General features: G+C 29.4%; 17 protein-coding genes. 4 read left to right on the top strand and 13 right to left on the bottom strand.

Annotation, left to right across the window (positions count from 1 at the left end; all coding sequences use genetic code 11):
• Nucleotides 1-42: 42 nt before the first annotated feature.
• From BN3265_RS01660 to cls, 4 genes are all read right to left on the bottom strand, one after another.
• Nucleotides 43-1,296, bottom strand: a complete 1,254-nt coding sequence (locus BN3265_RS01660; RefSeq protein ID WP_058989839.1) for an ABC transporter permease — start codon at nt 1,294-1,296, stop codon at nt 43-45.
• Nucleotides 1,296-2,159 carry an ATP-binding cassette domain-containing protein gene (locus BN3265_RS01655; RefSeq protein ID WP_058989838.1) on the bottom strand — a complete coding sequence of 288 codons (864 nt, stop codon included), beginning with the start codon at nt 2,157-2,159 and terminating at the stop codon, nt 1,296-1,298. Before BN3265_RS01655 ends, BN3265_RS01660 begins: the two co-directional genes overlap by 1 nt.
• Nucleotides 2,131-2,523, bottom strand: coding sequence for a GntR family transcriptional regulator (locus BN3265_RS01650; RefSeq protein ID WP_058989837.1), 393 nt, complete (start codon nt 2,521-2,523; stop codon nt 2,131-2,133). Before BN3265_RS01650 ends, BN3265_RS01655 begins: the two co-directional genes overlap by 29 nt.
• Nucleotides 2,524-2,692: 169 nt before the next feature.
• Nucleotides 2,693-4,294 carry a cardiolipin synthase gene (gene cls / locus BN3265_RS01645; RefSeq protein ID WP_058989836.1) on the bottom strand — a complete coding sequence of 534 codons (1,602 nt, stop codon included), beginning with the start codon at nt 4,292-4,294 and terminating at the stop codon, nt 2,693-2,695.
• 155 nt (nt 4,295-4,449) lie between these two features.
• Between cls and BN3265_RS01640 the strand changes: the two genes are divergently transcribed.
• The 3 genes from BN3265_RS01640 (at nt 4,450) to BN3265_RS01630 (ending at nt 6,956) form a co-directional block, all read left to right on the top strand.
• Nucleotides 4,450-5,238 (top strand): bifunctional hydroxymethylpyrimidine kinase/phosphomethylpyrimidine kinase, encoded by a 789-nt coding sequence (locus BN3265_RS01640; RefSeq protein WP_058989835.1) that lies wholly within the window; start codon nt 4,450-4,452, stop codon nt 5,236-5,238.
• A 16-nt stretch (nt 5,239-5,254) separates the two neighbouring features.
• Complete coding sequence (locus tag BN3265_RS01635; RefSeq protein WP_058989834.1) at nt 5,255-6,595, top strand: MATE family efflux transporter; 1,341 nt, start codon at nt 5,255-5,257, stop codon at nt 6,593-6,595.
• A gap of 139 nt (nt 6,596-6,734) precedes the next feature.
• Nucleotides 6,735-6,956, top strand: a complete 222-nt coding sequence (locus BN3265_RS01630) for a hypothetical protein (protein WP_058989833.1) — start codon at nt 6,735-6,737, stop codon at nt 6,954-6,956.
• Nucleotides 6,957-7,116: 160 nt separating this feature from the next.
• Here BN3265_RS01630 and BN3265_RS01625 read toward each other — a convergent pair whose 3' ends face one another.
• The 4 genes from BN3265_RS01625 to BN3265_RS01610 form a co-directional block, all read right to left on the bottom strand.
• Nucleotides 7,117-7,356, bottom strand: a complete 240-nt coding sequence (locus BN3265_RS01625; RefSeq protein WP_058989832.1) for a Veg family protein — start codon at nt 7,354-7,356, stop codon at nt 7,117-7,119.
• A gap of 92 nt (nt 7,357-7,448) precedes the next feature.
• The gene (locus BN3265_RS01620) at nt 7,449-8,834 is read right to left on the bottom strand and encodes an aminopeptidase (RefSeq protein WP_187367051.1); all 1,386 of its coding nucleotides are present in this window, start codon (nt 8,832-8,834) and stop codon (nt 7,449-7,451) included.
• Nucleotides 8,835-8,842: 8 nt separating this feature from the next.
• Nucleotides 8,843-10,687: a molecular chaperone HtpG gene (gene htpG, locus BN3265_RS01615; protein WP_058989830.1), complete on the bottom strand. Its 1,845-nt coding sequence runs from the start codon at nt 10,685-10,687 to the stop codon at nt 8,843-8,845.
• A 61-nt stretch (nt 10,688-10,748) separates the two neighbouring features.
• On the bottom strand, nt 10,749-11,081 hold the full coding sequence (locus BN3265_RS01610; RefSeq protein ID WP_058989829.1) for a hypothetical protein: 333 nt from the start codon (nt 11,079-11,081) through the stop codon (nt 10,749-10,751).
• A gap of 98 nt (nt 11,082-11,179) precedes the next feature.
• Here BN3265_RS01610 and BN3265_RS01605 point away from each other — a divergent pair, with 98 nt between their 5' ends.
• Complete coding sequence (locus BN3265_RS01605) at nt 11,180-11,395, top strand: DUF1858 domain-containing protein (protein ID WP_058989828.1); 216 nt, start codon at nt 11,180-11,182, stop codon at nt 11,393-11,395.
• A 50-nt stretch (nt 11,396-11,445) separates the two neighbouring features.
• Here BN3265_RS01605 and BN3265_RS01600 read toward each other — a convergent pair whose 3' ends face one another.
• From BN3265_RS01600 to BN3265_RS01580, 5 genes are all read right to left on the bottom strand, one after another.
• Nucleotides 11,446-12,855, bottom strand: a complete 1,410-nt coding sequence (locus BN3265_RS01600) for an alanine/glycine:cation symporter family protein (RefSeq protein ID WP_058989827.1) — start codon at nt 12,853-12,855, stop codon at nt 11,446-11,448.
• Between the two features lie 211 nt (nt 12,856-13,066).
• Complete coding sequence (locus BN3265_RS01595) at nt 13,067-14,056, bottom strand: prephenate dehydratase (protein WP_245191074.1); 990 nt, start codon at nt 14,054-14,056, stop codon at nt 13,067-13,069.
• Nucleotides 14,057-14,060: 4 nt separating this feature from the next.
• On the bottom strand, nt 14,061-15,137 hold the full coding sequence (gene aroC, locus BN3265_RS01590) for a chorismate synthase (RefSeq protein WP_058989825.1): 1,077 nt from the start codon (nt 15,135-15,137) through the stop codon (nt 14,061-14,063).
• A 1-nt stretch (nt 15,138) separates the two neighbouring features.
• Nucleotides 15,139-16,149, bottom strand: coding sequence for a 3-deoxy-7-phosphoheptulonate synthase (gene aroF / locus BN3265_RS01585; protein ID WP_058989824.1), 1,011 nt, complete (start codon nt 16,147-16,149; stop codon nt 15,139-15,141).
• 238 nt (nt 16,150-16,387) lie between these two features.
• Nucleotides 16,388-18,043: a putative manganese-dependent inorganic diphosphatase gene (locus BN3265_RS01580; RefSeq protein ID WP_058989823.1), complete on the bottom strand. Its 1,656-nt coding sequence runs from the start codon at nt 18,041-18,043 to the stop codon at nt 16,388-16,390.
• Nucleotides 18,044-18,050 lie beyond the last annotated feature (7 nt).

Below are 18,050 nucleotides of genomic sequence, written 5' to 3'. Positions count from 1 at the left end.
ACTCCAGCCTTTTTTTCTACTATGGTTTAGATAGTAGACTTATTAAACTTTTAATTTTAATTTGAACAAAATATTGAATATTTTTGTAAATACAAAAATCAATATTGCCAAAACAACAAAATTCATAATAGAAAATCCTTCAAAAATTGATGATTGGAAAATCATTGTTCCAATACTTGAAAAAAGCATGATTACCAAAATTTTTGCAAGACTTTCGATTGGCTTTAATAAAACCATCTTGCCAGAATTTTCTGTTTTTGTCTTTTCTATCAAAGAAAAAGATATAGAAAAAACTATTAAAGAAAATATTATTAGCCCTATCACCCCATATTTTGTACTATCAAAATTTGTTAAAGGTCTTAAAATAACTCTAAAAATTGTATTAATTAGACTTCCATTGTTTGGAATATTTTTCTCAATAAGACTTACAAAAGTTCTATTGTAATCTGAATATCCAAATAATATTTCACTCATATTCCCAATTATTCCATCCAAAATATCCAAAAATCCAAAGGTCATTACAGATAAACCAAAATGTCCCAAAATATTTCCAGCCATAAAACCTGCTGACAAAATCGCAAGATAGATTGCTGAAATCATTCCAAAACTCTTGATAGTTTCAGGAATTTGCCTTGTTCCAGTTTTTAAAATTTCAAAATTTGAAGTTTTTAAAATCATATAGTTTAAGGCTGAAGAAAGAAATACAAATCCCAAAATAATCATCAAACCAAAGCCTATTTTCATAAGAAAATCTTTTTTCTTTGTCCATGGGTAGGTTTTTGCAAATTCATAATAAGATGTAGCGTGTTCCATTGAGGAAAACAAAACTCCCAAAACTATTGCCACAACTATGCCCATAACCGAAATATAAGAAAAATAAAAATTATTAGATTTTCCCTTGGCTTCATGAGATAAATATTTGTATTGGTCCAAAGTTGAAATATATTCCCCATATTTTAATTGAAACTCTTCACGTTCATCAATTTCTTTTTGGCTTGCCTTTTCATAATCAAAATTAATATTTTCTTCATACTTATATTTTTTTGACATTTTTTCAAATATAACATCATTATCTTGGAAAAACTTTTTGTCTATTTTTGTATATTTATCATATTTTTTTCCAGTTTTTGCCATTTTATTTAGGGTATTTGTTGTTTGAATCAAAGATCTATAACTTTCATCCAAAGATTTTGTTTGAAAAAGTCCAGAAAACAGAAGACTTACTGCAAGAACAAGAATTATCCAAAATCCATTTCTTCTGCTAAGAATCTTAATTTCTTTTTTAAAGTCTCTCATTATTTGCTCCTTCCTTTTTCCCAATAGAAATTATCCTCAATTTTTGATTCCAAAACATCAAATTGTACAATAGATTCATTTCTTTTTATATCATCAAGAATATTTTCTCTATTATCAATCAGAATTGTATAAACTCTTCCCAAATGAAATCTCAAAACAGATTTTTCAAGAATTTTTGGATCTAATTCATCCTTTACAACCACTTGCAACTTCACAAATTTTTCCTTATTTTGATAAAGATTTATAAGATTTCCATCTTTAGAAAGATAAAGAGTTTCATCAGCAACTTTTGCCAATTCCTCAAGCTCGTGGCTTGAAGCAAGAACAGTTCTTCCTTCTTCTTTTAAATCCAAAATATAAGATAAAATAATCTCCTTATTCAAAACATCCATCCCATCAAGAATTTCATCCAAAAGAAGAACTTTTGCATTTGTAGAAATTGTTGCCAAAAGTCCGATTAAATTTTTATAGCCCTTAGAAAAATTTCTCAAATTTCTCTTAAAATCAATATTATTTTTTTCAAGTTCTTTTATAGCAAATTTTTTGTCGAAATTTGGATAAATAACTTCATAATATCCAAGCATTTTTTCAACCGATATATAATCAAAATAATCAAACCTATCAGGCAAATAAACAATATTTTCCAATATGTGCTTATCCTCCACACTAGATTTTCCAAAAACATTAACCTTGCCTAAATCTTTTTGAAAAATATCAGCCATTACTTTCAAAAGAGTAGTTTTGCCAGATCCATTTCTTCCAACCAAAGCATATATTTTTCCTTCCTCCAAAGAAAAATTTACATCTTCCAAAACCTTATTTTTCCCAAAAGATTTATAAAGGCTCATTACTTCCACAGCCATTAGAATCCTCCTTACTTTTTTCATAAATTTCTTTTATTTTTTCAAAATCAATTCCATAAAAAATACATTTCAAAAAAATATCATAGAGTCTTTTCTCAAGTCTTTCCTTTTTTACATCAATTTTTTCATCATCCAAACTTACAAAAGTCCCAAGACCTTTTTTTGTAAGCAAAATTCCATCTTCCTTCAATTTGTTGTAGGCTTTTTGAACGGTGGATTGATTTATTAATAAAGTTTTTGATAAATCTCTTACAGAAGGCATCATATCCCCGTCAAGCAAAATACCTTGAGCAATCATTAATTTCGTTTGCTCAACAATTTGTTCGTTCAAAGGAATTTGAGATAAACTATTCAAATCAAACATAAAAACTCCTTTCTTTATTTCTGTATGGTGTATGGTGTATCTCCATACACTTCTTAATTTAATTATATATAGATTTTTTTCTTTGTCAAATAATTTAAAAAAATTTTCTAATTTTTTTGAGAAATTTCTTAAAAATTTACAAAATAAAAAACCTAGCTTGTAACTAGGTTTACATTAAAGGAGCAAATGGTTTTACTATGAAAGCTATTATTTTTTTATGAAGTGGGTAAGATTTTACATCTCTCATTTTTATTTCTTTTCCTATATCAAAAGTTATTTCAAAATCTTTTAAAATATCTTTTATTACAGGATGTTTGTGTATATAAACCCCACATTCAAAATTTAAATAAAGCGCCCTATAATCTACATTTACAGATCCTACAACTGCCTTTTTATCATCAGAAACCCAAGTTTTTGCATGGATAAAACCTGGTAAATATTCGTAAATTTTTACTCCTGATTCTATTAATTTTTTGTAGTGAGATTTTGCTAGCATGTAGGGAATTTTTTTATCTGGAATTGCCGGAAGAATTATTCTTACATCAACTCCCCTTTTTGCTGCAAAAGTAAGCGATTTTACCATCTCATTATCTATAATTAAATAAGGAGTCATAATATAGGCATAATCTTTTGCAGTATCTAAAATATGCATATATATATTTTTGAAAAATCTTTCTTTTCTTATCGGATTATCTCCAACTCCGATTATATATCCGTCAGATTTTTGTGGGTGGATCTTTAAATATCTTTTTAAATCTTCTTTTTCTTCACTATCCCACAATTGCAAAAACATAATTGTAAATGATTGGACTGCTGGCCCTTTTATTCTTATAAATGTATCTTTCCAATGACCAAACCTTTCCTTTACATTTATATACTCATCCGCTAGATTGACACCACCGGTATAAACTTCCTTTCCATCAACAATCAAAATTTTTCTATGATCCCTGTTGTTGTGATAGGTTGAAATAATCGGATAAATCGGTGAGAAAACTTTGCATTTTATTCCAAGATTTTCCATTTCTTCCGGGAAATTTTTAGGAAGATTCAAAATGGCATTTGTTCCATCATACATTAATCTTACTTCAACACCCTCACTTGCTTTTTTGGTAAGCTCTTCAAGTAGTGTTCCCCAAAAATATCCTTGATGAATAATAAAAAATTCAACAAAGATAAAATCTTTAGCACTTCTTATTGATTCAATCAAATCATTAACACAATCATCTCCAACCCTATAATATTTTGCATCATTATCTTTGCTTACAGGATATGAACCGTAATCATTTAAATATTTTACTAAATTATAAAATTCCTTATCCTTATTTTTAAGCTCATTTACCAAATTTTCGTCAATTGTATGCAAATAATTTGTTTCATCTTCGCTATCCATAATTGAACTTTCTTCGATTTTTTTACCAATATCAATTCTTGATAGGAGAAAAAACATAATCCCAAAGGTCGGAATAGCTGCAATCAAGAAAAACCAAGAAAGTTTTTCATAAGGATTGACATCCATTGACAAAATTACCAAAAGAGAAATTATAGCAATAATAGCAGATGACCCAAAAATAATAGAGGGATCAAGGGATAAGTGCTTTAAGATTTGTAAAAAAATAAAAATTTGAGCAAGCACCAAAAGAAAATACAAGCCTGCCCTACCAAAAATTACTTTCAATACGGATGATCTTGTTTTTTCAACAAATCTGTTCTCATTTAATATTTTTTTGATTTTTTCATTATATTTTTTCATGTTATTATTTTTAGTTTTCATAGTTTAATTATATCTAATTTCTCACCATTTTAACAGAGTAAAATTTATTTAATATGAAATATTATTTTTCTAGACAAAATCTCCATATTTGCTTATTTTAGCTAATATATTTATAATAGTTCTATAAGAATAGTTAAAAAACAATAGGTGATTATATGAAATCTTTTAAAAAAAATAAAAAAATATTACTGATTAATGACTTTTTATCAAGTGGAAATATTGGGGGAAGTCTTTGTAGAGATGTTTTGAATTTTTATTCTTTTGACATTGATTTTATACCTACAGCCTTAATTTCTAATAAATTTTCTCAAAAACCTATAGAAATTTTTGATTCAACTAAATTTTTAAAAAATAGCCTAGATGTTTACAAAAAACAAGATCGAATTTATGACGCAGTTTTTGTAGGATTTGTCCTAAATTTTGACCAAGCCAAAATAATTTGTGATTTTGTAAAAGAAAATAATCTTTTTATGGTGCTTGATCCAATTATGGGAGATAATGGAAAAATTTATAAGGGTCTTGATAAAAATATTGTAGAAATTTATAAGTACATGGCAAAATTTTCTGATATTATTATTCCAAACCTTACAGAGGCAAGATTTTTGACAGATAATAAGTTTGATACAGCCCATGAAATTGTAGATTATTATGAAAATCTTGGTAAAAAAATGATTATCACAAGTATTAAAGAAAATGACAGGTATTTTATTTTATCAAAGGATAAATCATACATAGAAGAAGAGTATAAATATTTGGATAAAAGTTTTGGTGGTAGTGGGGACTTGTTTGACTCTATTTTTTTGGTAAACTTTTTGAAAAATCAAGATTTTAGACTTGCAATTAAAAGTACAAGGGATACGATAGCTAGTATTCTCAATATGCAAATAATCCTTGATGATAACGCAAATGAAATTAATATTAACGAAATTTTTAAAAAATTATAGAAAGTAAGGTGGTTTTTTGATAAAAAATAAATATCGGAAAAGGGCCCTACAAATAGCTTGGCCATCTGTCTTGGAATCATTTTTTATTTCCTTGGCAGGACTCATTGATACCTTCATGGTTTCATCAATCGGTGCATCAGCAGTTGCTGCAATTGGACTTACAACCCAGCCAAAATTTATCGCCCTTTCAATTTTTATTGCAATTGCAGTTTCAGTTTCTGCCCTAGTTGCAAGAAGAAAAGGTGAAGATGATAAAAAAACGGCAAATCAAACTATGGTTACAGCCATGATTGTAGCAGTGTCTTTGTGTATAATAGTTTCTGCAATTTTTGTAATTTTTACTCCACAAATAATGAGACTTTCAGGCTCAAGTCCAGATACTCATGATTTGGGAGTTTCATATTTTAAAATTATTATGGCAGGAATGATTTTTAATGTAATTTCAATGACTATTAATGCAGGTCAAAGAGGAAGTGGAAATACACAAATTGCCTTTACAACCAATCTAATTTCTACTATAGTAAATATTTTATTTAACTATTTACTAATCGGTGGTAATCTTGGTTTTCCAAAATTGGGAGTAACAGGAGCTGCCATAGCTACAGTTTTGGGGGCTTTTGTTGCGGCAATAATGAGTTTTTCTTCATTATTTAGAAGATCATCCTACATGTCCTTTAGGCTAATAAAAAAACATAAACTACATTTTTCAAGTCATATTTTCAAGGAAATTTTGGGACTTGGTTCAAATATTTTTATTGAAAATATAGCAGCAAGGATAGGATTTTTGGTTACAGCAATTACAGCAGCAAAACTTGGTACAGACCAATTTGCAGCCCACAATGTTGGTATGAATTTGCTTTCACTTTCATTTTCTTTTGGAGATGGTATGCAAGTTGCAGCAGTTGCCCTTACAGGAAATGCCCTTGGTGCAAGAAAAAAAGAAGAGGCAATAAAATACGGAAAAACTTGCCAAGAAATTGGCCTTTCAATATCAATAATAATATCACTAATTTTGGTATTATTTAGAAAAAATATTTTTAGAATGTTCTTTGATGATGAACATATTATTGCTATGGGATCAATAATAACTTTTTATTTGATTTTTATAGTAATTTTCCAAATATCTCAAATTATATTCGGCGGAGCCTTGAGAGCTGCAGGAGATGTAAAATATACACTTGCTGTAAGTTTAATTTCAATTACTTTTATAAGATCAGCTGCCACCCTATTTTTTGTAAATGTCCTAGATTTAGGGATCCAAGGAATTTGGCTTGGTATTATGGCTGACCAAATATCTAGATTTATTGGTTTGTGGACAAGATTTAGAAAAGGTGATTGGGTTAATATAGAAATTTAATTAAATAAATCTTTAATTATATATTATGAATGAAAAATATTTTTCACATAAATATTTGAATTTTTCTTTAAATCTGGTATATTATACTTACTATCGGTAATGATAGTAAGTATATTTTTTTAAACAGGGGGATTAAACAATGAAAATTAAAAAAGTATTACCAGTATTAGCACTATCACTTGCATTAGTAGGATGTGGAAATAAAGCTGAAACAACATCAAACGCTTCAAGCGAACCAGCTTCAACAACTACAACAGAAAAATCTGATTCAAACGCTAGTACAATGGATTCAAACGAAGCAAGCACACCATCATCAAATGATGCTAGTACACCTGCTTCAGACGCTGGATCAAATAACTAATTAAAATTTGAAAATAAAAAAAAGAGTAAGTTTTCTTGCTCTTTTTTTTGTGTAATTTTTTAGAATGAAAAATTTGAAACATAAGTAAATTTTTAAATAAATTTAAAATCAAAAAAAACATCCTCAAAATATTGGGATGATTTTTTGAATTAATCTATAATTAATTTTTTATTTGTAATCTTACTGTAGATGTTAGAACATCTGAATAGCTGTATGATACAGTTCTTTCTGTATCAAAATCATTATTTACCTTTATTGTAAATACACTTGGGAAAGCGTCTAAAATTACACCGCTTTTGGTAACAATTCTTTTTCTACCCTTATCAGCTTTTAAAGTAACTTCTTTTCCTACGTTTCTTTTAACTTCTGACCTTATTTCATTAACTGATTTAAATTCCATATATCCACCTTCCATGCATTTGTAATTATTATACTACAGGATTGTGGATAAGTCAAATTAGCATAATATTATACGCCAGATTAAATTTCTTGTCAAATATTTTTATAAAAAGCTCTATAAGCTGTAAATGTTGAGTAAAAATCAGCTTTTGAAATTAATTCTATTGGTGCATGCATAGAAATTACTGGTGTTCCACAATCAACTACATCCATTCCATATTCTGCAAGAATATAGGCAATTGTTCCTCCACCACCTTGGTCAACTTTTCCAAGCTCTCCTGTTTGGAAAATTACTCCGTCTTTATTAAAGGCAAGTCTAACTTCTGATAAATATTCTGCATCTGCATCGTTTGATCCGCCTTTTCCACCGGAACCTGTATATTTTGTAAGGGCAACTCCGTGAGAAATTTGAGCTGAGTTTTGACTTTCTGTTGCATCTTTAAAGTTTGGATCTTCTGCCAAGGTTACGTCAGCTGATAAAACTTTAGAATTCCTCAAAGCTCTTTTAAATTTAATTAAATCAAAATCTTCTTTTAAATTCATAATTTCTAAAAGTGAATTTTCGAAAAATTGGGAAGTCATTCCTGTTGCTCCAACTGAACCAATTTCTTCCTTGTCAACAAAAAGTCCTACCAAAGTTTTTCTTGTTTCTTTTATATCAAGTAGAGCTCTCAAAGCTGCGTATGAGCAAACCCTATCGTCATGGCCGTGTGATGCAATCATTGATTTGTCAAAACCAACTTCTCTTGATTTTCCTGCTGGAACTACTTCAAGTTCTGCTGTTATAAAATCTTCCTCTTCAATTCCGTATTTTTCATTTAAAATTTTCAAAATGTTTTTCTTTACCGGATTTTCTTTTTCATCTAAAAGTGGTCTATTTCCTACAATTATTGATAGTTGTTCACCTGTTACAACTTCTTCAGCAGGCTTGGTTAATAATTTTTTTGATAGGTGGATTAAAAGTTCTGATATAAAAAATACTGGCTCATCTTCCTTATCTCCAATTGAAATATCTACTTTTTCTCCATTTTTTGTAAAAACTACTCCGTGAAGGGCAAGGGGCATATTTGTCCAATTATATTTTTTCACTCCCCCATAATAATGAGTTTTTAAATAGGCAAGTCCGTTTTCTTCTGTAAGTGGAACTGGTTTTAAATCAAGTCTTGGTGAATCGATGTGACCTCCAACTATAGCAAGTCCTTCTGATAAATCTTCACTTCCTATGTGAAACATTGCTACGGCTTTATTTTTATTTACTGCGTAAATTTTATCGCCTGAATTAATTTTTCCAGCCTTGATTTTTTCTTCAAGGTCAACATAACCTGCTTTTTTTGCCAAATTTACAATTTCTTTTGCAGCAAGTCTTTCAGTTTTTCCCTTGTCCAAAAAATCCATATAATCTTTTGAAAGATTTTCTAATTCTTTTTCTTGTTCAGAGGATAAATTCTCCCAAACATTTTTTCTCTTGTACTCTGTCATTTTTTCTCCTAAATTAATTTCCATATATTTTTTGCATACTCAAGTGGATTTTCTATTTCTAGACCCTCTATGAGTTTTGCTTGGTCAAATAAGATATTTACTATCATTTTAAATTCATCAGAATTTTCTTTCAAATCTTTTTCTAATAATTCATAGGCCTTGGAATTTTTATTTATTTCCAAAACTTTTTGCGCCTTTATATCTGGAGCGTTTACTTGAGATTTTAAAGTTTTTTCCATCTCGATTGAAACATCTCCCCTTTGTTTTATCATTGAAATTACATCTTCTGATAAAGCATCTGAAATTTTTACATCTACTACTTCTTCTGGTAAAATTTCCTTGATTTTTTCAACCAAGTCTTTGTTCTCTTCACTTTCTTCTTCATCTTCATCAACTTGATTTATTGATTTAAATGGAATTTCCTTGTAAGAATTTAGCATCTTTATCAAAAATTCATCTAATTTTTCATCAAGTAAAAGAACATCCTTGTCCTCGTCTACTGATTTTAAGGCTGGGGAATTTTTGATTTTTTCTAAATTTTCTCCAACTGTATAAAGAATATTTTCATCTGTTGATTTCATAGCCTCTTTGTACTCATTCAATGAAATCATCTTATCTTTCCTATAGGAATTAAACAATAATAAATCTTCTAGCCTATCTTTTTTTGCTCCAAAAGATTCATAAATAGAAACTTTCAAATTATTTCCAAATTCCTTGAAAAATATTTGGTATTTTTCCCTATCGTTTTTCATCAAATCCATTAAGTGAGATCTTATTTTGTTGTTTATTTGTTTTGCAATAAATCTTAGTTCTCTTGTTTCTTGGAGGGTTTCTCTTGAAATATTTAGGGAAATATCATCACTTTCAACAACTCCCTTGGCAAAAGAAAATTCATCTTCAAGTAAGTCTTCGTGTCTGTCCTTTATTTTTACTCCTGATGAATAAAGTTGTAAGCCCTTTTGGTAATCTTTTGAATAAAAATCAAAAGGCGCTTTTCTTGGAATATAAATTATTGCCTTAAATTCAACAGTTCCCTCGATGTTTAAATGAATCCATGATAAGGGATCGTCAAAACCAAATCCTTGGTCCTTGTAGAAATTTATATAATCTTCATCGCTTAAATCTTTTTTAGATTTTTTCCAAATTGGAACTTCAGAATTTAAAACTTCTACTTCCTTATAGTCTTCATATTTTGGATCTTCATCTGTAGAATCTTCTGTTTTTCTTGACTTTGTTACTTCCATTTTTATTGGATATCTGATGTAATTTGAATATTTTCTTACAAGTTCTTTGATTTTATATTGGTCAAGATAAATATCAAAGTTTTCATCTTCTGTATTTTCTTTTAAAAATAAGGTAATATCTGTTCCATTTTCTTTTTTGTCGGATTTTTCAATTTCATAGCTTTCGGCGTTTTCACTTACCCATTTATAAGCTTGGTCATCTTTTTTTGTATTTACAATAATCTTTTCGCTTACCATAAAGGCTGAATAAAACCCAACTCCAAATTGTCCGATTAGATTATTTAAATCTTCATTTTCAATTTCTTTTTTGAAAATTTCTGTACCGGATTTTGCAATTGTTCCAAGATTTTCTTCCAAATCTTTTTCATCCATTCCAATTCCGGTATCCCTTATGGTTAAAGATCTCTCTTCCTTGTTTGGAATTATTTGGATATAATAATCGTTTTTGTCCACATTTTTATCTGATTTTAAATCTTTATAATATAATTTATCAATAGCATCTGAGCCGTTTGATATTAATTCCCTAAGAAAAATATCCTTGTTTGTATAGATTGAATTTATCATCAAATCCATAACTTTTTTGGCTTCTGCTTTAAATTCTTTTTTCATAAATCCTCCTTAGCACTTTAAGTCTTCGACTGCTAATACTATACTTAATATTCAGTTTTTTTCAATTTTCTTCCTCTTTTACAAGGGCAAAAATTTGGGCTTGGATTTTAATTTGTTTTTTTTTTATTTTTTCTATTTCTTTCTTTTGATTTTTTGAAATTAAAATTATTTGAATTAAATTTGCAAGAATAAAAACAAGAACAAATAGTAAAATTTTTGTAGAATTTTGAATTTTCATTATAGATCCAATTAATAAAAATATAAAAGATATTAAAAGAGATCTTGTGAAAAATTTAAAAAAAGAATTTTTATTTTTGATTTTTTCCAAACTTTTATCTAGCTCTTCTAATTCTTTTCTTAAATTTAAAATTTTTTCATAATTTTTTTCATTCATTTTATCACCAAAATAATTGTACCCCAATTCCTAGTGTTTTACTTTGATTTTTATCCTACTTATAGTAAAATAATTTTTAGACATAAAGGAGGGTTTTTATGGCTTTAGAAGATAGAAAAAAAGAAAAAGTAGAAATAACACATGATATGTTAATCGGTGATATAATTCAAGCAAAACCAGAATCAATCAATACTTTCCTTTCAATCGGAATGGGTTGTATTGCTTGTCCTTCATCTTTATATGAAACTTTAGATGAAGCTTGTATGGTCCACGGAATTGATCCTGATTTCTTGCTTGAAAAATTTAATAAATAAAAAAAAAGACTTTTGCATATTTTCTTGCAAAAGTCTTTTTTTGTATAAAATTATTTTTCAAAATATTTTCCCCATTTATTATCATAGGTCCAAGAATAATTTCCTCTTTTTTCCGAATTTTTGTACTTATCAAAATCATCCAAAATTTTCTTAAAGGTTTTACTCATCATTATAAGAGCAAGGATATTTGGAATAACCATAAAGGCATTGGCTGTATCTGCAAATGACCAAGCAAATTTTAAGCCTCCAATTGATCCTACATAGCAAAAAATAATATAAATATATTTGAAAATATTTGAAAGCTTACTTGATCCTGTCAAATATTTTACACATCTTTGCCCATAATAGCACCAAGAAACCGCCGTTGTAAAGGCAAATAAAACAAGGGCAAGAGAGACCACATATTTTCCCAAAAAAAATGATTTTGAAAAAGATGCTGCCGTTAAAGCTGCTCCTTCAAGTTTTTCAGTTTTATAAACTCCACTTGTAATAATTACAAGGGCAGTCATGGTACAAATAATCATAGAAGAAATAAAAACTTCAATCGCTCCCCACATTCCTTGTCTTATAGGATGGTCAGTGTGACTTGTTGCATGGGCCATGGGAGCCGTTCCAAGACCTGCTTCATTTGAAAAAATCCCCCTTGCAAGCCCCCATCTAATTGAAATTAAAATTCCAGAACCTGCCGTTCCACTTGCAAAAGATTTTGGGTTAAAAGCACAAATAATAATTTCTTTTAAAGCAGGAATCAAATTTTCAATTTGAAAAATAAGAATTAAAAGGCAACCAACTATATAAAAAACTGACATAATAGGAACAATTTTTGCTGCAAAAGCACCAATTCTTTTTATTCCACCAACAATAACCAAAAGCATGAAAATTACAATCAAAATTCCACCAAGATGAAGATTTAAACCAGTCATAGCATTTAAAGATTCAGAAATCGAATTTGATTGAACCAAAGCTCCTGTTCCAATAATTGCTATGAAGGCAAAAAACGAAAAAATTTTCGCCAAAATTTTTGACCCTGCACCCTTTTCAATATAATACATGGGTCCACCGATATATTTTCCATCATCATCCGAAACTCTGCTTGCAACGGCCATACTAACCTCAACCATTTTTGTAGTCATGCAAATAAAACTTGCAAGCCACATCCAAAAAATTGCACCAGGCCCACCAAAGCCAATTGCAGTTGCAACTCCAACAATATTTCCAGCCCCAATAGTTCCAGCAAGAGCAGTCGAAACAGCCTCAAAAGGAGAAATTGAATTTTTATCCGATTTTGAATCCTTAACAAGTCTTCCAAAAGTATTTTTAAAAATATAGGAAAAATTCTTAAAAACCCAAAAATCGGACCTATAAATTAAAACAAGACCTCCAAAAAGCAAAACGACTATCATAGGATATCCCCACAAAAAATCGCTAAGCTTAGAATTTAATTTTATAATTTTATCCATAGGACAAACCCTCTTTCTATTTAATATAAGCTCATTCTTAATATTATAAACTAATTTTTGAAAAATAAAATAATAATTTATAATTTTTTTATTAGAAAAAATATACAATTAAATTAATTTTTAAAAATCCCAAAGAAAAAACCATTTACTTCAAAAAAAGCAAATGGTTCGTATCACGTTTTTTAAATAAAATCAGCCTATTATTAATTTTTTAAAACATCTTATTAAAGTCAATGTATGCTCCCATAAAAGCAAAATCTCTTGCATTTTCCTTTAAAAAATCCAAAAGAATTCTAATTCTTTTTTCATTTAAAGATCCTTGGAAATCAAAATAAAAAACAAATTCAAAATCAGATCCTGGTATTGGGGATGATTCAAGTTTGGTCATATTTACACCCAAAATTTTAAATTTTTCTACAATATTTATAAGAGATCCTGGCTTATCCAGTGCCTTTAATCTTACAGAAATTTTATCAGCATCTTTATAAATTTTTAAGTCCTTGGCTACAATTATAAATCTCGTATAATTATTTGACTCATTTTGTATATTTTCATCTAAAATTTTTAGCTTATAAATTTCCCCTGCAAATTTTGACCCAATTGCCCCAAGACTCTTATCCTTATTTTCTTTAATATATTTTGCAGATAAAGCCGTATTATAATATTCTTTTGAAACAAATCCATTTCTTTCAATATATTTTCCACACTGACCCAAAGCTTGGGGATGAGAGTAAACTTTTTTAATATCGGATAAATTTGCATCCAAATTTCCAAGAAGATAATGGTTAATATCAAGCTTATAACTTCCAACAATATAAAAATTTCTTTCAAGCATCAAATTATAAACTTCCTTTACAGAACCAAATGAAGAATTTTCCAAAGGCAAAATCCCAAAATCACATTCATTCTCATCTATTGCATCTAAAATTTGGTCAAATCTTTTAAAATATTTCCTCTCGCCTTTAGGAAAAATAATATTTCCAACTTGATCAGCGTAAGATCCCTTGGCTCCTCCAAGTCCTATCTTTCCTCCTTTTGGAAAATTTTCATTTATAATTTTTTCTTGAATATTTTTTGAAAAATCACCATCATCAAGTTCCATCAAATAATTTTTGTATTTTTCTTTTAAAATTTTATCAATTTTTTCCAAATCTTCTCTGCTAAAATTTTCTTTTTCTAAATCTTTAATAATTTTTTTCATATTTTCATTCATTTAAAAAGTCCAATACTGTTAAAGCGAGGATTGATTCTCCAATTGGGAGAGTTCTTAGGCAAAAACAAGGATCATGACGGCCTTTTATTTGTAAAATTTTCTCTTTTTTCTCTTTTATAGAAAATGATTTTTGAGAAAGGGAAATTGATGGGGTCGGCTTAAAAATTAAGTCAAAAACAACAGGCATGCCATTTGTAATTCCTCCGACAACTCCACCGGCATTATTGGTAATAGTTCTAACTTTCCCATCTTTAATTTCAAATTGGTCGTTGTGATCTGATCCTCTCAAATTTATTGAAGAAAGTCCCTCGCCAAAAGAAATCGCCCTAAGTCCTGGAATTCCAAAAGAAAGATGGGAAATATTTGCCTCAAAAGAATCGAAAATCGGCTCTCCCAATCCTTGTGGAATATTTTCTCCAAAAACTTGGCAAATTCCACCAAGAGAATCTCCTTCTTTTTTCACCTCTTCCAAAAGCTTTCTTATCTCTTCTTCTTTTTTTTCATCCAAAAGAGGAATTTCTTTTTGAGAAATTTTTTCTAAATCATCCATGGGAGGATTTGCCAAATCAAGTTTTTTATCTTCAATTCCGCCAATATTTTTAATCCTAGATGAAATTTTTATCCCATCATCTTCCAAAATTTGCTTGGCAATCCCTCCTGCAAGGCAAAATGGCGCAGTCAATCTTCCAGAAAATGGACCAGAACCATTCATATCCATTTCGCTACCGTATTTTATAAAACTAGTGTAGTCTGCATGAGATGGCCTTGGAATATCATTTAAATTATCGTAATCTTTGGATTTGTAATCCTTGTTTTTTATTAGGGCAGTTATTGTTTTTGAAATTATTTTATTTTCACTTACTCCAGAAATAAAAATCGCTTGATCAGCTTCTTTTCTTTTTGTAGTAAATTTTGATTTTCCTGGAGCCCTTCTTTGCATAAACTCATCAAGTTTTTCCATATCAATTTCAAAACCAATTTTTACATTATCCATCACCACTCCCATATATTCCTGGTGGCTTGATCCAAATATAGTAACTTTTAAATTTTTTCCAAAGCTTTGGCTCATTTTAGATTTCCTTTCTTAAATCATGGATTTTTTTGCTTGCCTTTAAAATTTTATCAAAATCATCTGGAAGAACACATTGGGCCCCGTCTGAAAATGCCTTGGCAGGATTTTCGTGAACTTCAATCATAAGTCCATCTGCCCCAACAGCTGCCGCAGAAAGGGACAAATCTTTTACATATCTTGCAATACCAGCTGCGTGAGATGGGTCAATTATTACAGGAAGGTGAGTTTTTTCGTGTAAAAATGGAATAGCTGTAACGTCCAAAGTATTTCTTGTTGCAGTTTCAAAAGTTCTAATTCCCCTTTCGCAAAGAATTACCTTTGTATTTCCCCTACTCATAATATATTCTGCTGCCATCAATAATTCTTCATAAGTTGCAGCCAAGCCTCTTTTTAATAAAATTGGCTTATCAGTTTCACCAAGCGCCTTCAACAAATCAAAATTTTGCATATTTCTTGCTCCGACTTGTAAAATATCAACGTCGTCAAAATATTTTAATTGATTTATTTCCATAATTTCTGAAACAAGGGCAAGACCAGTTTCCTCTTTAGCCTTTACAAGATAATCAATGGCTTTTTTTCCATAACCTTGGAAAGAATATGGGCTTGTTCTTGGTTTAAAAGCTCCTCCTCTTAAAATTGTTGCTCCAGATTTTTTTATTTTTTGGGCAATTGATAAAATTTGTTCTTCACTTTCGACTGAACATGGTCCTGCCATAAAAACAAAAGATCCTCCCCCAATTTTTGTTCCATTTTCAAGAGTAATTATTGTATCTTCTGGATGAAATTTTCTGTTTGCTTTTTTGTAAGGTTCTTGGATTCTTATTACATCATCAACAACATTTTTTGATTTCATATCATCTTTTGAAACCTTGGATGTATCTCCCAAAAGTCCCAAAATAGTCGTTTTAAAACCAACTGCCTTACTTACTTTAAGGCCCATATCTTCAATTTCTTTTATAAGATCTTGAACTTCTTTTTCATTTGCATTATTTTTTAGTTTAATAATCATATTTTCCTCCTAATTTTTCTTTTCTAAATAATAAAAAAGCTTCCTGGCTATTACCAAGAAGCTAAAATTCAAAAAAACTTAAAGTGTTTAAAAATTTTGCACATGATAAATAGCCTTACTTTTGTCAAAAGTAAAGTTAAAAAAGTAAAAGCTATTTTGTGCAAAATTTAAGTTTTTCATTATTTTCTCCTGTTTTAAATTTTTTTATATTATAGCATAGATAAGTTTTTCAGTAAAGCTAATTATTGTGTGAATTCATAATAGCTTCAGTTAATTTTGGTATGACTTGTTTTTTTCTTGATAAAACTCCCGGAGCTGAAATTGTTCCATTTTTTACCTTATTTCCAAAAACATTTTCTATATCACTTAGATAATTTCCCACAACCAAAAGTTCAGATTTTTTATTAAAAATATCTGTAAGAACAAGAACAAAGGTATTTTCTCCCTTGGCATGAATTCTTTCTTCCATTAAATTTGTAAGCTTATCTTTTATTGGATCAAGTTCTTCTGGATTCATGGTCATAACTTGTCCAACCCTAATTTTATCATCTCCGATTGTAAAGGCCTTTACATCTCCATCAATCAAATCTTCTGGAGATTTGTTTTTCAAACTTGTTCCAGCCTTAAACATCTTCATGGCAAATTCTTCTGGATTTATGTCTGCAATTTTTGTAAGCCTATTTAAAACTCTTTTATCAGTTTCTGTCGTTGTAGGAGACCTAAATAAAAGGGTGTCGGAAATTATGGCAGCTGAAAGTATGCCTGCAATTTCTTTTGTTGGTCTTATCCCTGATTCAAAAAACATTTTTGCTATAATAGTTGAAGTTGATCCCACAGGTTCTGCCCTAAAAAATAGGGGTTGGTTTGTAACGACATTTGCAACTCTGTGGTGGTCAATTATTTCAATAATTTCTGCATAATCAATATCATCCACTGATTGGTTTCTTTCGTTGTGGTCAACCAAAATTAATTTTTTCTTCTCATCAGAAATCAAATGGTATCTTGAAATTGCCCCAAGAACCCTTCCCCTTGCATCAACAATTGGATAAGATCTAAACCTAGTTTTTCCCATTACCTCACGAACTGTATCAACCGTATCTTCTGGAGAAAAATAAACTAAATTTTCAGTACTCATTACATTTGCAATGGGAACTGCCATTGGCAAAAGTCTTGCCGTCATAAAAGTATCATATTCTGTCGAAATAATTGTAATATTATTTTTTTCGGCTTCTTTTATCAAATCTTCTTTCATCTCTGACCCATTAGTCAAAATTATTAGGGAAATATTTTTATTTATAAGATATTCTTGAGCTTCAAGCCTATTTCCAGTAATAACCAAATCTCCATCACCAACCAAGGAATTTTGAGGTGAGTCTTTTTCATTCATGGCATAAACCATCATTTTCCCTTTAAAAGCTCTCGGATTTTTTGGATTTACAACTATTTTTGCTGACAAAATATCTACTATATTTTCAAGTGGAGTGTGGGTTCTTCCAATAATCCTATCATCCCAAACTTCCATATAAGAATGGGTCAAATTTGAAAGAGAAGCTACTCCTATTAATTTTTCATTTTCATCAACTACAAAAAGAGAATTCAATTTATTTTCTTGAATTATTGACCAAGCATTTCTAATTGGTAGGGATTCGTCAACATTGTAGGAATTGTCATAGTCAATATCTTTTATTTGAAGTTTCATTGAGTCCTTGTGAAGAGGAGGCTTTACTCCAAAATAATCGAGAACAAATTGAGTTTCTTGGTTAACGTGACCAAGCCTAATTGGAATTGCTTCTGTATCACCGAGCCTATTTTTTAAATTTGCATAGGCAAGGGCTGAGCAAATAGAATCAGTATCTGGATTTTTGTGACCTGTAATATAAACTGTTTGTTTCATAATACCT

The sequence above is a fragment of the Anaerococcus rubeinfantis genome, from assembly GCF_001487145.1.
In the GTDB taxonomy this organism is placed as follows: Bacteria; Bacillota; Clostridia; order Tissierellales; family Peptoniphilaceae; genus Anaerococcus; species Anaerococcus rubeinfantis.
Note: the sequence above shows the minus strand (reverse complement) of the source record. Positions and strands in the feature narration are given on the sequence as shown.

Excerpts from the sequence above, each read along its gene's own strand:
- BN3265_RS01660 (WP_058989839.1), bottom strand. The coding sequence starts at position 1,296 with ATGAGAGACTTTAAAAAAGAAATTAAGATTCTTAGCAGAAGAAATGGA.
- BN3265_RS01655 (WP_058989838.1), bottom strand. The coding sequence starts at position 2,159 with ATGGCTGTGGAAGTAATGAGCCTTTATAAATCTTTTGGGAAAAATAAG.
- BN3265_RS01650 (WP_058989837.1), bottom strand. The coding sequence starts at position 2,523 with ATGTTTGATTTGAATAGTTTATCTCAAATTCCTTTGAACGAACAAATT.
- cls (WP_058989836.1), bottom strand. The coding sequence starts at position 4,294 with ATGAAAACTAAAAATAATAACATGAAAAAATATAATGAAAAAATCAAA.
- BN3265_RS01640 (WP_058989835.1), top strand. The coding sequence starts at position 4,450 with ATGAAATCTTTTAAAAAAAATAAAAAAATATTACTGATTAATGACTTT.
- BN3265_RS01630 (WP_058989833.1), top strand. The coding sequence starts at position 6,735 with ATGAAAATTAAAAAAGTATTACCAGTATTAGCACTATCACTTGCATTA.
- BN3265_RS01625 (WP_058989832.1), bottom strand. The coding sequence starts at position 7,356 with ATGGAATTTAAATCAGTTAATGAAATAAGGTCAGAAGTTAAAAGAAAC.
- BN3265_RS01620 (WP_187367051.1), bottom strand. The coding sequence starts at position 8,834 with ATGACAGAGTACAAGAGAAAAAATGTTTGGGAGAATTTATCCTCTGAA.
- htpG (WP_058989830.1), bottom strand. The coding sequence starts at position 10,687 with ATGAAAAAAGAATTTAAAGCAGAAGCCAAAAAAGTTATGGATTTGATG.
- BN3265_RS01610 (WP_058989829.1), bottom strand. The coding sequence starts at position 11,081 with ATGAATGAAAAAAATTATGAAAAAATTTTAAATTTAAGAAAAGAATTA.
- BN3265_RS01605 (WP_058989828.1), top strand. The coding sequence starts at position 11,180 with ATGGCTTTAGAAGATAGAAAAAAAGAAAAAGTAGAAATAACACATGAT.
- BN3265_RS01600 (WP_058989827.1), bottom strand. The coding sequence starts at position 12,855 with ATGGATAAAATTATAAAATTAAATTCTAAGCTTAGCGATTTTTTGTGG.
- BN3265_RS01595 (WP_245191074.1), bottom strand. The coding sequence starts at position 14,056 with ATGAAAAAAATTATTAAAGATTTAGAAAAAGAAAATTTTAGCAGAGAA.
- aroC (WP_058989825.1), bottom strand. The coding sequence starts at position 15,137 with ATGAGCCAAAGCTTTGGAAAAAATTTAAAAGTTACTATATTTGGATCA.
- aroF (WP_058989824.1), bottom strand. The coding sequence starts at position 16,149 with ATGATTATTAAACTAAAAAATAATGCAAATGAAAAAGAAGTTCAAGAT.
- BN3265_RS01580 (WP_058989823.1), bottom strand. The coding sequence starts at position 18,043 with ATGAAACAAACAGTTTATATTACAGGTCACAAAAATCCAGATACTGAT.